The organism is Pimelobacter simplex (assembly GCF_900114845.1).
Lineage (GTDB): Bacteria > Actinomycetota > Actinomycetes > Propionibacteriales > Nocardioidaceae > Nocardioides > Nocardioides simplex.
The window spans coordinates 174,772-188,085 of the sequence record NZ_FOUK01000004.1 but is presented as its reverse complement, the minus strand read 5'-3'; the positions used below and the strand labels follow the sequence as shown (position 1 = coordinate 188,085).

15 protein-coding genes are annotated in these 13,314 nt (G+C 74.2%); 9 read left to right on the top strand and 6 right to left on the bottom strand.

Going from position 1 to position 13,314, the window contains the following annotated elements; translation table 11 throughout:
- Nucleotides 1-3 precede the first annotated feature (3 nt).
- Entirely contained in the window at nt 4-381 is a 378-nt protein-coding gene (locus tag BM223_RS17710; RefSeq protein WP_038682867.1) for a VOC family protein, read from the bottom strand.
- Between the two features lie 103 nt (nt 382-484).
- Between BM223_RS17710 and BM223_RS17705 the strand changes: the two genes are divergently transcribed.
- Nucleotides 485-1,216: a TetR/AcrR family transcriptional regulator C-terminal domain-containing protein gene (locus tag BM223_RS17705; RefSeq protein ID WP_038682865.1), complete on the top strand. Its 732-nt coding sequence runs from the start codon at nt 485-487 to the stop codon at nt 1,214-1,216.
- On the opposite strand, the gene BM223_RS17700 is transcribed toward BM223_RS17705, so the two are convergent.
- Nucleotides 1,200-1,523, bottom strand: coding sequence for an AzlD domain-containing protein (locus BM223_RS17700; RefSeq protein WP_038682863.1), 324 nt, complete (start codon nt 1,521-1,523; stop codon nt 1,200-1,202). The two genes, BM223_RS17705 and BM223_RS17700, sit on opposite strands and share 17 nt — an antisense overlap.
- Nucleotides 1,516-2,199 (bottom strand): AzlC family ABC transporter permease, encoded by a 684-nt coding sequence (locus tag BM223_RS17695; RefSeq protein ID WP_038682861.1) that lies wholly within the window; start codon nt 2,197-2,199, stop codon nt 1,516-1,518. Before BM223_RS17695 ends, BM223_RS17700 begins: the two co-directional genes overlap by 8 nt.
- A gap of 80 nt (nt 2,200-2,279) precedes the next feature.
- On the opposite strand from BM223_RS17695, the gene BM223_RS17690 reads away from it, so the two are divergent.
- The gene (locus BM223_RS17690; RefSeq protein WP_038682859.1) at nt 2,280-2,720 is read left to right on the top strand and encodes an Lrp/AsnC family transcriptional regulator; all 441 of its coding nucleotides are present in this window, start codon (nt 2,280-2,282) and stop codon (nt 2,718-2,720) included.
- 15 nt (nt 2,721-2,735) lie between these two features.
- Here BM223_RS17690 and BM223_RS17685 read toward each other — a convergent pair whose 3' ends face one another.
- Nucleotides 2,736-3,113, bottom strand: a complete 378-nt coding sequence (locus BM223_RS17685) for a DoxX family protein (protein WP_038682857.1) — start codon at nt 3,111-3,113, stop codon at nt 2,736-2,738.
- An 84-nt stretch (nt 3,114-3,197) separates the two neighbouring features.
- Between BM223_RS17685 and BM223_RS17680 the strand changes: the two genes are divergently transcribed.
- Both BM223_RS17680 and BM223_RS17675 read left to right on the top strand, forming a co-directional pair.
- Nucleotides 3,198-3,662 carry a MarR family winged helix-turn-helix transcriptional regulator gene (locus BM223_RS17680; RefSeq protein ID WP_038682856.1) on the top strand — a complete coding sequence of 155 codons (465 nt, stop codon included), beginning with the start codon at nt 3,198-3,200 and terminating at the stop codon, nt 3,660-3,662.
- Between the two features lie 26 nt (nt 3,663-3,688).
- Nucleotides 3,689-4,180, top strand: coding sequence for a GNAT family N-acetyltransferase (locus BM223_RS17675; RefSeq protein WP_038682854.1), 492 nt, complete (start codon nt 3,689-3,691; stop codon nt 4,178-4,180).
- A 2-nt stretch (nt 4,181-4,182) separates the two neighbouring features.
- Here BM223_RS17675 and BM223_RS17670 read toward each other — a convergent pair whose 3' ends face one another.
- Complete coding sequence (locus BM223_RS17670) at nt 4,183-4,659, bottom strand: carboxymuconolactone decarboxylase family protein (protein WP_038682852.1); 477 nt, start codon at nt 4,657-4,659, stop codon at nt 4,183-4,185.
- Between the two features lie 176 nt (nt 4,660-4,835).
- On the opposite strand from BM223_RS17670, the gene BM223_RS17665 reads away from it, so the two are divergent.
- The 5 genes from BM223_RS17665 (at nt 4,836) to BM223_RS17645 (ending at nt 11,806) form a co-directional block, all read left to right on the top strand.
- Entirely contained in the window at nt 4,836-5,738 is a 903-nt protein-coding gene (locus BM223_RS17665; RefSeq protein ID WP_038682849.1) for a sigma-70 family RNA polymerase sigma factor, read from the top strand.
- 41 nt (nt 5,739-5,779) lie between these two features.
- Complete coding sequence (locus BM223_RS17660; protein ID WP_052139176.1) at nt 5,780-7,240, top strand: polysaccharide deacetylase family protein; 1,461 nt, start codon at nt 5,780-5,782, stop codon at nt 7,238-7,240.
- Between the two features lie 18 nt (nt 7,241-7,258).
- Entirely contained in the window at nt 7,259-8,413 is a 1,155-nt protein-coding gene (locus BM223_RS17655) for a DUF418 domain-containing protein (protein WP_038682847.1), read from the top strand.
- A 115-nt stretch (nt 8,414-8,528) separates the two neighbouring features.
- Entirely contained in the window at nt 8,529-9,227 is a 699-nt protein-coding gene (locus BM223_RS17650) for a response regulator transcription factor (RefSeq protein WP_038682845.1), read from the top strand.
- Entirely contained in the window at nt 9,224-11,806 is a 2,583-nt protein-coding gene (locus BM223_RS17645; protein ID WP_038682844.1) for a DUF4153 domain-containing protein, read from the top strand. The genes BM223_RS17650 and BM223_RS17645 overlap by 4 nt, the downstream gene beginning before the upstream one ends.
- A 42-nt stretch (nt 11,807-11,848) precedes the next feature.
- Here the strand turns inward: BM223_RS17645 and BM223_RS17640 are convergent, their stop codons facing one another.
- Nucleotides 11,849-13,264 carry an HNH endonuclease signature motif containing protein gene (locus tag BM223_RS17640; RefSeq protein WP_052139175.1) on the bottom strand — a complete coding sequence of 472 codons (1,416 nt, stop codon included), beginning with the start codon at nt 13,262-13,264 and terminating at the stop codon, nt 11,849-11,851.
- Between the last annotated feature and the right edge of the window lie 50 nt (nt 13,265-13,314).

Sequence of the window (13,314 nt, the reverse complement as noted above, 5' to 3'; positions counted from 1 at the left end):
TACTCAGGAGACCCACTCGACGAGCTGCCAGACCAACCCGTTGTCGTCGCTGAACTGGCAGTAGCGCTCGCCCCACGGCTCGGTCTCGGGTGGGGTGACGACGGTGGCGCCCGCCGCCACGATCCGCTCGAACTCGGCGTCGAGGCCGGTGACGACGAAGGCGAGGAGGGTGCCCTGGCCGGCGTCCCCGGCGATGCGAGCCGGCTTGAAGGTCGCCAGGCCGGTGCGCAGGAAGATGACGTTCATCCCCGCGGTGGGGTGGCCGAGCGAGATGAAGCCGTCGGCCGACATCTCCTCGGTGAACCCGAGGTGGGCGGCGAACCGGGCCGAGGCCGCGGGGTCCGGGACGTTGAGGGAGATCGCGCTGCTGGTGATCTGCATGAGCAGTCCTCTCGTTAAACTATGTACAGCGTACACCGTGCGGCGTACGGAGTGAGAACGCCTACGATGGCGCTCGGGTTCCCGAGAACCGGAGGAGATTCCGATGCCGCGCGAGATCGTCGACCTGCTGTGGCGCGACCACCCTGACGCGCCGCCGTCCGGGCGACGCGGGCCGAAGGCGCGGGTCAGCGCCTCCGAGGTGGTCGACGCGGCGATCGCGCTCGCCGACGCGGACGCGGACGGCCTGGCCGCGGTCTCGGTGCGCACGCTCGCGGCCGAGCTGGGCCTGTCGGCGATGTCGGTCTACACGCACGTCAACAGCCGCGACGACCTGCTGGTGCTGATGGCCGACACGGCGCACGCGCGGATGGCGCTCCCGTCGTACGGGCGGGCGGGGTGGCGGACCCGGGTCCGGCGGGTGGCCGAGGCCAACCACGTGCTGCTCGCCCGGCACCCGTGGCTGCTCGACGTCACCGACCAGCGCACCGCGCTCGGGCCGGGCACGATCGCCAAGTACGACCACGAGCTCGCCGCCTTCGCCCCGCTCGGGCTGGACGACGTCACCTGCGACGCGGCGCTGACGTTCGTGCTCGACCTCGTCCGCTCCGCCGCCCGGGCGACGCGACCCGACCCGCGCGCCGGCGAGCTCGCCGCGCACTGGCCGGAGTGGAGCGCCCGGCTGTCGGCGTACCTGGGGGACGACTTCGCCCTCGCGCAGCGCGTGGGGGCGGCGGCCGGTGCGGCGATGGGCGATGTCGCGGATCCCGCCGCGGCATGGTCGTTCGCCCTCGAGCGGGCGCTCGACGGGCTCGCGGCGCTCAGGCCAGGGAGCTGACTGCCACGCAGACCACCGTCCCGGCGACGATGCTCAGCAGCAGGCTGCGCCGCCACAGGTGGACGACGACGGTCACCACGAGACCGAGCAGGGGGCCGGCGCCGCGGTCGGCGCCGTGCAGGTCGAGCCTCGTGAGGCCGTAGACGGCGAGCACGGTGACCGCGCCCAGCGGCATCCAGCGGCCCAGGTCGGCGAGGAGTGGGGAGTCCTTGACCGCGGCCCTCGCGACGAAGGGGAGCGCGCGCAGGGCGACCGTGACCGCGACCGCGGCGGCGAGCGCGCCGACGACGTACCCGGGCTCAGGCATGCTCCACCGACCGCGGCGCGTACCAGTGCCGGACCACGAGCACGGCGGTGTAGCCGCTCAGCGCGACCAGGAGCATCGAGCCGGGCGCGATCGCCCAGGCGAGCACGGCGGCACCGAGCGCCGTACCGAGGGCGAGGCGGTCGGGGCAGTCGCGGTAGGCGTCCAGGGCGAGGACGACGAACAGCGCGGTGAGCACGAAGTCCACGCCCTGCAGGCCGTGCAGGAAGGCGGACCCGGCCAGGGCGCCGACGGCCGCGCCGCTCACCCACGACAGGTGCATGCCGAGCTGGGTGGCCACGGCCCGGCCCGCGTTGAGCTCGCGCGCACCGCGCGCGGTGAGGATCGCGAACGCCTCGTCGCACAGTGCGAAGACGCTGTACGCCTTGGCCGCGCGACCCTCGACCCGGTGCAGCGGGAAGGAGAGGCCGTAGAACAGGTGCCGGCTGTTGACCAGGAAGGTGGTCAGCGCGACCGTGGCGACGGGTGCGGCGACGGCGACGAGACCGACGAGCACGAACTCCGCGGAGCCGGCGAACACCACCCCCGAGATGATCGGCGCCAGCCACCAGGGCAGGCCGTGCTCGGTGACCAGGACGCCGAAGCCGATGCCCAGCGCGAAGAGTCCGGCCCACACGCCGCCGGCGTCGCGGGCCGCCGTCCGGAGGTGCTGGGTCATGACGTCGACGCTAGGCGAATTGCCGCGCACTTTGATTGCGAAGATTGCTCGCACCTGCACTGATGGCGCAAGATGCTTTCGTGGATTCGCTGGATCGCGCCATCATCGAGCTCCTCGAGCGCGAGGGGCGCCTGAGCAACCAGGAGCTGGCCGACCGGGTCGGCCTCACCCCGGCCCCCTGCCTGCGCCGGGTCCGCCGGCTCGAGGCCGAGGGGATCATCACCGGCTACACCGCCACCGTCGACCACGCGGCGCTGGGCCGCGGCTTCGAGGTGATCATCCACGCCGAGATCGTGGCCAAGGACCGGGTCACCGTGGAGGCCTTCGAGGAGCGCACCGCGGCGATGGACGAGGTCGTCGAGTTCCGCCGGATGTTCGGCCTGCCCGACTACTTCATCCGGGTGCGCACCCGCGACCTGGAGTCCTACGAGCAGTGGCTCAGCACCCGGCTCATGGGCGACCCGGCGATCAGCCGCGTCGACTCGCGACTGACCATGAAGTCGATCAAGAGCCGGCGCTGAGCCCGGCCCGGTGGCTCAGAAGGCCTGCGGGCCGATCCGCTCGACGGCGACGAAGACGGCGAGCGCGAGCAGGACGACGTTCATCACGACGCTCTGCATCTCGCCACGGCGCAGGTGGGTGAGCACCGCGCCCACCATGATCACGGCCAGGCCGATGGCGGCGGCGGGGACCAGCCAGGTGGCGATCTCGAGCACGCCGGGCAGGACCAGCCCGAGCGCCCCGAGGACCTCGGCGCCGCCGATGACCTTGATCATCGCGGGCGAGTAGGCCTCGGCCCAGCCCATCCGGGGGTCTTCGAGGATCTGCCCCTTGGACTTGGCCAGCTTCATCGACCCGGCCATGAGGAAGAGGGCGGCGAGGAGGCCGGTGACGACCCAGACGACGACATTCACGAGGTGCTCCTTGAGATGACTTGAATGTTCATGGGAACCCTAGACCGGATTGGCTTGAACATTCAAGTCACCTAGACTGCGACCATGCCCGACGAGCCGCACTGGCTGACTCCCGACGAGCTGGAGACCTGGCAGATCCTGCACCTCGCGCTGAGCACCCTGCCCGGTGCGCTGGGCAGCCAGCTCCAGGCCGACGCGGAGCTCAGCTTCCTCGAGTACTACGTCCTGGCCGGCCTCTCCGACCAGCCCGAGCACACCATGCGGATGAGCCGGCTGGCCCTGCTCGCCGGCTCCGAGCTCTCCCGCCTCTCCCACCTGATGAGGCGCCTGGAGAAGCGCGGCCTGGTCCGCCGCGAGCCCGATCCCAGCGACGGCCGGTTCACCCACGCGATCCTCACGCCCGCCGGGTACGACGTCCTGGTCGCTGCCGCGCCCGGCCACGTCGCCCAGGTGCGCAAGCTCGTCATCGACGTCCTCGACGACGAGGAGCAGCAGGTGCTGCGCCGGGCCCTGCGCAAGGTCGTCGGCCAGGTCGTCGGCGACTGCTGATCCGGCCCCGTGCCACGATCGTCGGCATGGACATCCGGCTGGATCCCGTGACCGAGGCCGACCTGCCGCACCTCGGCGGCGGGCAGTCGCCCTTCGACGACTTCGGGCCGCGACCGGCGCGATCGGGTCCCCCGCCGGCCGTGCTGCGCGAGCCGGGGGCGCTCGCCGTCCGGGACGGGGCGGGGGTGCTGCTCGGCGACGTCACCTGGATCTGGCAGCAGTGGGGACCGATGCCGGACTCCCGCAACCCGATGATCGGCATCTGGCTGCGCCCGGAGGCCCGGGGCCGCGGCGCCGGCACCGCGGCCCAGGTCGCGCTGGTCGACCTCTTCTTCCGGCACACCGCGGTGCACCGGGTCGAGGCCGCGACCGACGTCGCGAACCACGCCGAGCAGCGCTCGCTCGAGAAGGCCGGCTTCACCCGTGAGGGCACCGCGCGCGGCTCGCAGTGGCGCGACGGTGCCTACCGGGACCTCTACCTCTACAGCGTGCTGCGCCCGGAGTGGTCCGGCGCCTGAGCTCAGCCCTGCTTCCAGCTCGGCTGGTCGGCCCGCTCGCGGACGGTGACGTTGATCCGGTTGAACAGGTTGAGCGTCGCGATCTGCAGGATCAGCGCGGAGACCTGCTTCTCGTCGTAGTGCTTCGTCACCTCGCGCCACAGCTCGTCCGGGACCGGGTCGTGGCGGTCGGCGAGGCGGGTGAGCGCGTCGGTCAGGGCGAGCGCGGCGCGCTCCGCCTCGTCGTAGTACGGCGACTCGCCCCACGTCGCGACGCCGACGATGCGGTCCACGGACTCGCCGGCGCCCTGGAGCGCCTCGAGGTGGCCCTGGACGCAGGCGCTGCAGCCGTTGAGCTGGCTGGCGCGCAGGGCGACCAGCTCGAGCGTGGCGGTCGGGACGCCGCCCTTGGCGACGGCGGTCAGCAGGCTGCCGATGCCCTTGAAGGCGTCGGGGAGGACCTGGGCGGGGTTGGTCATGCGGGGCTGGACGGTGGTCATCGCGTGCTCCTGGGGTGTCGTGGTCGCCATGGGCGTCGTGCTGGCTTGTCGACGTCCCTGACCCGCGGGGGTCCCCGGATGTGACCGGATCGCCCGAAGAATCTCTCGCGGCGGGCGCTGTCACACTGGCGCTCCCGCGCGGGTCAGGGAGGTGACCCCGCGACGAGAGGAACCCCGTGAACGACGACGTCACCCTGGCCGAGGCCTTCGAGCAGCACCGCCGCCACCTGCACACGGTCGCCTACCGGGTGCTCGGCTCGGTGGCCGAGGCCGAGGACGCCGTCCAGGAGGCGTGGCTGCGGCTGCACCGCAGCGACGCCGCCGAGATCGACAACCTGGGCGGCTGGCTGACGACGGTGGTCGGGCGGATCGCGCTCAACACGCTCCGCTCGCGTGCCACCCGGCGCGAGGACTCCCTGGAGGAGCGCGCCGAGCGGCTGCCGGACCCGGTGATCACCCGCGTGGACGACGACCTCCCGCTGTCCGACCGGCTCGACCAGCCGGAGCAGCAGGCGCTGCTCGCCGACTCGGTCGGCCTGGCGCTGCTCGTCGTCCTCGACCAGCTGGGGCCCGCCGAGCGGATCGCGTTCGTCCTCCACGACCTGTTCGGCGTCCCCTTCGAGGAGATCGCGCCGGTCGTCGAGCGCACCCCCGCCGCCACCCGGCAGCTCGCGAGCCGGGCCCGCCGCCGGGTCCGCGGCTCCGCGGCGGCCGACCCGGACGACCCGCGCCGCCAGCGGGAGGTCGTCGATGCCTTCTTCGCCGCCGCCCGGGACGGCGATCTCGCCCGGCTGGTCGGCGTCCTTGCGCCGGACGTCGTCCTGCGCTCGGACTCGGGCGCGCTCTACCGCGGTGCCGAGCGGATCGCGAGCAACGCCCTGATGTTCGCCCACCCGGACCGGGTCACCCACCCGGTCCTCGTCAACGGCCAGGCCGGTGTGGTCATCACGCTGCACGGCGAGCTGTTCAGCGTCATGGCGTTCACCGTGGTGGCGGGGCGGATCGTCGAGATCGAGACGTACACCGAGCCGGAGCAGCTCGAACGGGTGCGCGCTGCGGGTGTGGCGTCGGGCACGTGAGATCGCGGCAACCTCCGGCGCACCTGGAGCGTCTCACGGGTGTGCGTCACTCCACCCCCCGTCGCCGGTACGCCGGCCTGCTCGTCCCCTGGCTGCTCGTCTGCGTCGCGGCGCTCGCCGCGTGCAATGCCGACGCGGCTCGTCCCGCGCCCCGCGACCGGCACGCGGAACCGGAGGTGGAGACGCGCTCGCTGAGCTCGAACGATCCGCGCTTCCACGCGAGCTGGCCGCACGTGCGGGACGCGCAGCGGCTGAGCAAGACGCTCGACCGCTACGTGAAGACGACGGTCGACGAGTTCGCCGCCGAGTACGGCGACACGCACGGTGGCACGGCCGCGCCCGAGCTCAACATCGCCTGGCGCCTGGTCGCGGACGACGACAAGGTGGTCGGCGTCCGGCTCGAGAGCTACCTGTTCGCCGGTGCCAACGGCGAGACCGCCGGCCGCACCTGGTGGTACGACCGCACCTCCGGCCGGCTGCGCGCCAACGCCGGGCTGGTCCGGGGGACCGCTCCGCTCGAGGCCGCCGTGCTCGCGGCCGTCGCGGACCCCGACGTCGACCCGGCGCTCGTGTCGTCGAGCCTGCGGCAGGGGGCGCCGGACGTCGACTTCACCGACGACGGCCGGCTGCGCGTCCGGTTCGCCCAGTACGACGTCGCGCCCGGCAGCAGCGGCGTGGTCGCGGTCGTCCTCGACGACGCGGCGACCGAGGCGCTGCTCTCGCCGTACGGCAAGCGTGCGCGGGCCGCCGCCGTCGGCCAGAAGCCGGTCGGCGAGGACCTGCCGAGCGCCCCGCCGGCCACCGCCACGACGCCGACCCCGCCCACGCCGCCGGGCACTACCGGCACCCCCGGTACCTCCGGTACCTCCGGTGCTCCCGGCAAGGGGCGCCCGCCGGTGAACTGCCGCAAGGTGAAGTGCGTGGCGCTGACCTTCGACGACGGTCCGGTCTCCGACACCAACCGGCTGCTGCGGGTACTGCGCCGCGCGGACGCCCCGGCGACGTTCTTCGTCCTCGGCCAGCAGGTGCAGACCTACCCCGAGACGCTCGCCCGGGTCGCCCGGCAGGGCCACGAGATCGGCATCCACACCTGGGACCACCGGCAGCTCACCACGCTGCGCCCGCGCAAGATCCGCGGCGAGCTGGTCCGCAGCCAGCTCCTGGTCGAGCAGGTCACCGGGCACAAGCCCACCCTGTTCCGGCCGCCGTACGGCGCCAGCGACGCCCGGGTCCTGCGGATCGCGCGCAGCCTGGGGCTCGCCCAGGTGCTGTGGAGCGTCGACACGCTCGACTGGAAGAACCGCGCGGTGCGGCCGATCCTGGCGAAGGTCCGCAGCGGCGCCCGGCCGGGGCGGATCATCCTGATGCACGACATCCACCGCACGTCGGTCGACGCGGTGCCCCGGGTGATCAAGCTGCTGCGGCGCAAGGGCTACCACCTGGTCACGGTGAGCGAGCTGCTCGGCACGCCGCAAGCGGGACGCTCGTACTCCCAGCGCTGAACAGGGTTGACTGAGCCGGTGACCACCACGTCCGGCACCGGCGGGCCGATCGCGCTGTCCGCGCGGGCGCTCGGGCCGGACCTGGCGCGGGGCTGGATGCTGCTGTTCATCGCGCTGGCCAACACGCACTACTTCCTCGGTGCCGGCGCGGAGGTCCGCGGCGGGTTCCCCGTCGCGGGCTCCGCGGTCGACCACGCGGTGACGTGGGCGATCTCGACCTTCGTGGACGGCCGGGCGTTCCCGATGTTCGGCTTCCTCTTCGGGTACGGCGTCGCGCACATCGTCCGCCGCCAGGGGGACCGGCCGCGGCGGGAGGTGCGGCACCTGCTGTGGCGCCGAGCCGCAGTGCTGGTCGGGGTCGGGCTCATCGACGGGCTGTTCTTCTACGTGGGCGACATCCTCGCTATGTACGGCGCGCTGCTGCTCGTGGGCGCCTGGGTCGTGTTCTGGCCCGACCGGTGGCTGCTCGTGACGGCGGCGCTGTTCTTCGTGCTCAACGCGCTGCCTTCGGAGGGCTCGTCGTCGGTGAGCACCGACCGGCCGGATCCGTCGATGCTGCCGCCGGACCTCGCCACGCTGCTCACCGACCGGCCCGTCGGCCTCGCGATCGTGGCGCTGCTGGGTCCGCTCGGGTTCGCGTGCCCGGCGCTGCTCGGGCTGTGGGCCGGACGACGGCGGCTGCTCGAGCGGCCGGCCGAGACCCGGCGGGCGCTGGTCGCGATCGCGGCGGTCGGCGTACCCGTGGCGGTGCTGGGGGCGCAGCCGGTGGCGCTGGTCCTGGCCGGCGTCACCGGAGTGCCGGACGCCGACGTGCTCGACCTGATCGGGCCGCTGCACGACGCCACCGGGGTGCTGGGCGGCCTCGGCTATGCCGCGCTGGTCACGCTCGTGGCCCAGCGGCTCGAGGCGCGGGGCCGGCCGCAGGGCCGGGTGGTCGGTGCGCTCGCGGCGGCGGGGCAGCGCTCGATGACCTGCTACCTGCTGCAGTCGGTGGCGTGGGCGATCTTGTTCACGCCGTTCCTGCTCGACCTCTCGGGCCGGCTCACCGTGGCGACGACGGCGCTGCTGGCGACAGCGGTCTGGGCCGGGTCCGTGCTGCTCGCCGACGGGTTGGCCCGGCGCGGGCGGCGCGGGCCGTTCGAGGTTCTGGTCCGGCGGGTGACCTACCGCTGAGTCGCTGAGTCGCTGAGCCGCCGAGCTGCTGAGCCGGTGGCGCGGCCGGCGATCTGCACAGAACCTGCACACGTCGTCCCCGCATCCCGGCCGCGCGCACTCGTAGCCTCGGAGCATGGAGAGCGCGCGCCGTCGGACGGTCCTCGTCGTCGAGGACGACCCGGTCATCAACCAGGCGCTGGCCGACCGCCTCGACGCCGAGGGGTACGCCGTCCTGCGCGCCTGGGACGGGCCGGGCGCCGTCGCCGCCCATGCCGAGCACGCGCCCGACCTGGTGCTGCTCGACGTGATGCTGCCCGGGTACGACGGTCACGAGGTCTGCCGGCGGATCCAGGCCGAGCGCCCGGTGCCCGTGCTCATGCTCACCGCCCGCGCCGACGAGGCCGACGTGCTCGTCGGGCTGGGGGTGGGGGCGGACGACTACCTGACCAAGCCGTTCCGGATGCGTGAGCTGGTCGCCCGGGTGGCCGCCCTGCTGCGGCGGGTGGACCGGGCCGCCGAGCTCGCGGGGCGACGAGCGCTCGAGCTGGGCGACCTCCGGGTCGACGCCCCCGCGCGGCGGCTGTGGCGCGGGGACGACGAGGTGCGCCTCACGCCCACCGAGTTCGACCTCCTGCTCTGCCTCGCCGCGACCCCGGGCGCCGTGGTGACCCGGGAGAAGCTGCTCGCCGAGGTCTGGGGCTGGGACGGCGCGACCGGCACCCGCACGGTCGACAGCCATGTGAAGGGGCTGCGTGCCAAGGTGGGCGCGGACCTGGTCCGCACCGCGCACGGGGTCGGGTACGCGCTGGAGATCGGCGGCGACCGGCCGTGAGCGCCCAGCCGCTCGTCGGCGTCCGCTCGATCAAGGTCAAGCTCGGCCTCCTCGTCGCCGCCAGTGCCACGCTGGCCGCCGCCGTCGGCGTGATCGGGAGCGCGGGCGGCGTCCCGGCCTGGCTGAGCATCCCGGTCACCGTGGGGCTCGCGCTCGCCCTCACTCAGCTGCTCGCCGTCGGGATGACCTCGCCGCTGCGCGAGATGACCGCGGCGGCGCGGCGGATGGCGACCGGCGACTACGACGTCCGCGTCACCGACACCTCGCGTGACGAGGTCGGGGAGCTGGCCCGCGCGTTCAACACGATGGCCCGCGACCTGGCCGGCGTCGACAAGCAGCGCCGCGACCTCGTCGCCAACGTCAGCCACGAGCTGCGGACCCCGCTCGCCGGGCTGCGCGCCGTCCTCGAGAACGTGGTCGACGGCGTCGGCCCGCGCGACCTCGACGCGCTCGGCACCGCACTGGCCCAGGCCGAGCGGATGAGCGGCCTCGTGGAGGACCTCCTCGACCTCGCCCGGGTGGACGCCGGTCGCGCCCCGCTCGCGGCCCGGCCGGTCCCGCTCGCCGTCCTGCTGGCGGATGCCGTCGGGGAGGCGGAGGCGCTCGGCCGCGGCGTGGAGTACGACGTCCACGTGGTCCCTGCGGACCTCGTGGTCACCGCCGACCCGGCCCGGCTGCACCAGCTCGTCGCCAACCTGCTCGACAACGCGTCCCGGCACAGCCCGGCCGGCGGGTCCGTCGTCGTCACCGCCCGGGCGCAGGGCGAGCGCTACCTGCTCGAGGTCCGCGACACCGGGCCCGGCGTCCCGGCCGAGGACCGGGAGCGGGTGTTCGAGCCCTTCGGCACCCTCGCCGCGTCCGCCGGCACCGGGGGGACCGGTCTCGGCCTCGCCATCGCCCGCTGGGTGACCGACCTGCACGGCGGCTCCATCGGCTTCGTCGACCCCGTCCCCGGGACCACCGGTGCCCGGGTCCGCGTCGACCTCCCCCTTGCTCCCGCACCCCGACCTCTGGAGGTTCCCGTGTCCGCACCCACGCTCCCGCCCACGCCCCCGTCCCCGCCCCCGCCGCCGGCGGCGGGGTCCCGGCCGGCGGCCTCCGTCGCCCCGGTGCCCGTGACCGACGACCTGCTGGGCGCCTTCTGGCCCGAGCGCGGCGTCCCGGCCCGGGTCGGCCTGCTCGCGGGGGCCCTCGGCGCGGGCCTCCTCGGCGGCCTCGTCCTGCCGGAGCGCGCCCTCGGCATCGGCACCTTCCTCGTCCTGCTGGCTGCGGGTGCCGTCGTGCTCGCCGCGAGCCCGCAGCGCCGGGACCCGTTCACGCTGACCTGCGCCGCGCTGTGCGTGCTGCTCGCCGGCACGGCCGTCGTCCGGGACGCGGAGTGGATCGTCGTGCTCTGCCTGCTCACCGGCGCCGGGGTCTGCGTCTGCGGCGTCACGCGCGGGCGGAGCCTCGGCGGCTTCCTGCTCGCCGGCCTGATGTGGCCCGGCGCCGGACTGCGCGGGCTGCCATGGCTGGGCCGGACCCTCGGCGCACTGCCCGGTCTCGGTCACGGCGCGGCGCTGGTCCGAACGGTCGTCTGGTCGGCGCTCGGGCTCGTCGTCTTCGGGGCGCTCTTCGCCTCGGCCGACGCGCTGGTCGCCGAGTGGTTCGGCGCCGTGGTGCCCGACCTCAGCGCCGAGAACGTCGTCCTGCGCGGCTTCGTGACGATCGCGGTCGGCGGGACCGTCCTCGCAGCGGCCTACCTCGCCCTCAACCCACCGCGGATCGAGCGCGAGAGCGCCGGCGCCGGCGTCGGTGGCGGCAGCCGCCCGGTCGCCCGCCGCTACGAGTGGCTGGCCCCCGTGCTGGTCGTGGTCGGCATGTTCGCCGTCTTCCTGGTGGCTCAGGCCACCGTCGTCTTCGGCGGCCACGCCTACCTGCGCCGCACCACCGGCCTCACGTATGCCGAGTACGTCCACCAGGGCTTCGCCCAGCTCACCGTCGCCACCGCGCTGACCCTGCTGGTGATCGCCGTCGCCGCCCGCAAGGCGCCTCGCGAGACGCCGTCCGACCGGCTCTGGTTGCGCGTGGCCCTGGGCGCGCTCTGCGTCGAGACGCTCGTCGTGGTCGCCTCCGCGATGTACCGGATGGACGTCTACCAGGAGGCCTACGGGTTCACCCGGCTCCGGCTGCTGGTCGACGTCTTCGAGGCCTGGCTCGGTCTGCTCGTCCTCGCCGTGATCGCCGCCGGAGTCGTGCTCAGGGCCGGCTGGCTGCCCCGGTTCGCGCTCATCAGCGGGACGGTTGGCCTGCTCGGCCTCGCCGCGGTCAACCCCGACGCGTGGATCGCCCGGCACAACCTCGACCGCTACCACGAGACCGGCCGGGTCGACTGGTCCTACCTCGGCGGCCTCTCGGACGACGCCGTCCCGGTCCTCTCCGACCTGCCGGCCACCGAGCGAGCGTGCGCGCTGTCGGGCTGGACCCGGTCAGACGACGACTGGCTCGAGTGGAACCTCGGCCGGTCCCGGGCCTCCGATGCGCTGGGGGACGTGGCGAAGGTGCCACTGGCCATCGGGACCTGCCCGACCGGCGACTGACCGGGTCCGGGCCGGGCCGAGCCGCCGCAGCGACGCCCCCACTCACGCCACGAGCGGTGACCGCCCCGGTCCAGCCCGGGCGGGTACGACGGTGACCCGCCCCTGCGGTCCGACCCGGGGCGGCCCCGTCCAGGTGGGCCGTCCGGTGGCGGTGTCGATGGTCACCGTCCACGGCGACTCGTGGGTGAGCAGGTGATGGTGCCGGCAGAGCAGAGCCATGTTGTCGAGGCTGGTCCGGCCACCGTCGGCCCAGTGGACGACGTGGTGGGCGTCGCAGGCGAGGGGCAGCCGACGGCACCCCGGGAAGGAGCAGTGCCGGTCACGCAGCACCAGCGCCTGCCACAGCGCCGGAGTGACGAGTCGCTGGGACCGACCGAGGTCGAGCACCCGGCTGGCGGAGCCGAGCACGGCGGGGATGATCTCGGCGTCGCAGGCGAGGCGCCGGACCGCCGCGGCAGAGAGGTGGCGCCCGGAGGCGAGATCGCCGGCGGGCGCATGTCCGGCGGCGACGACCTCGTGACGCAGGAACGCGTGGTCGATGGTCACGACGACCCGGGGCCGAGCGCCGTGATCGTGAGGAAGGAGATCGGCGGCCGACAGCCGGTGGCACGCATCGACCAGGGCGTCCCACAGGCGGACCCCGTGGTCACGCGGGTCGCGACCGTCGTGGTTGCAGCCGGGAGTCGGGCAGGTGCGGCGGGACGGCAGACCCGCGGCGTCGACCAGCGGGTCGTCGGGACGGATGCGGCGTCCACCGCAGGCCTCGGGCTCGGTCGTGACCGGCGCGGACAGCGGGAGCAGGACGGTCAGGACCCGCTCGGCGTCCTCGGTCGTGCAGTAGCCGCGGATCCTCATGCCCCCGAGGTGGTCGGGGGCGAAGGAGAGGAAGCGTGCGTGGTGGGCGCCGCGCTCGTTCTTGGACCGAGCGAGGTCGAGCGTGATCGCGCTGCGCTCCGGGTCGACCTCGCGGACGACGTCGGGGAAGGCCGCCCGCAGGTCGCTCGCGTCATGTCCCTGGGTGCGGACCAGGTCGAGCAGGCGGCCGGCGACGGTCGCGCGCAGCTCAGGGTCGTGGGGCAGCGTGCCGACCTCGGTGGCGACGGTGCGCGCCTGGGCGAGGGAGACCTCGCCGGCGCGGAGCGCGGCGCGCACGTCGGGCAGCTCGCGCAGCTGCTTCGTCGCGCGGACCAGGCCTCCGCCGCTGCCCTTGTGGCCGCCGAGGGTGTGGGTGAGGAAGTCCTTGGTCGTGGCCCAGCCCTGGTCCTGGACGGCGGCCGTCTCCTCGAGCCGCGCGGTCACCTCGAGGAGGGCGGCGTCGAGCAGGGCCTTGGCCCGGGCGATCTCGGCGGCGACCAGCACGGCCTCGTCCGGCGCGAGCTGGTCGTGGTCGAGACCCGCCAGCGCGCTCGCGGCCTCGGCCACGACGGTGGCCTGGTCGAGCGCGGTGGAGGTGGTCATGCGCGCAGCCTATTCGAACATGTGTTCGAACGTCAAGGGATTCCGAGGAC

What these genes read in the sequence shown, in the direction of transcription:
- BM223_RS17710 (WP_038682867.1), bottom strand. Translation starts at nt 381, where the DNA reads ATGCAGATCACCAGCAGCGCGATCTCCCTCAACGTCCCGGACCCCGCG.
- BM223_RS17705 (WP_038682865.1), top strand. Translation starts at nt 485, where the DNA reads ATGCCGCGCGAGATCGTCGACCTGCTGTGGCGCGACCACCCTGACGCG.
- BM223_RS17700 (WP_038682863.1), bottom strand. Translation starts at nt 1,523, where the DNA reads ATGCCTGAGCCCGGGTACGTCGTCGGCGCGCTCGCCGCCGCGGTCGCG.
- BM223_RS17695 (WP_038682861.1), bottom strand. Translation starts at nt 2,199, where the DNA reads ATGACCCAGCACCTCCGGACGGCGGCCCGCGACGCCGGCGGCGTGTGG.
- BM223_RS17680 (WP_038682856.1), top strand. Translation starts at nt 3,198, where the DNA reads ATGCCCGACGAGCCGCACTGGCTGACTCCCGACGAGCTGGAGACCTGG.
- BM223_RS17675 (WP_038682854.1), top strand. Translation starts at nt 3,689, where the DNA reads ATGGACATCCGGCTGGATCCCGTGACCGAGGCCGACCTGCCGCACCTC.
- BM223_RS17670 (WP_038682852.1), bottom strand. Translation starts at nt 4,659, where the DNA reads ATGACCACCGTCCAGCCCCGCATGACCAACCCCGCCCAGGTCCTCCCC.
- BM223_RS17650 (WP_038682845.1), top strand. Translation starts at nt 8,529, where the DNA reads ATGGAGAGCGCGCGCCGTCGGACGGTCCTCGTCGTCGAGGACGACCCG.
- BM223_RS17640 (WP_052139175.1), bottom strand. Translation starts at nt 13,264, where the DNA reads ATGACCACCTCCACCGCGCTCGACCAGGCCACCGTCGTGGCCGAGGCC.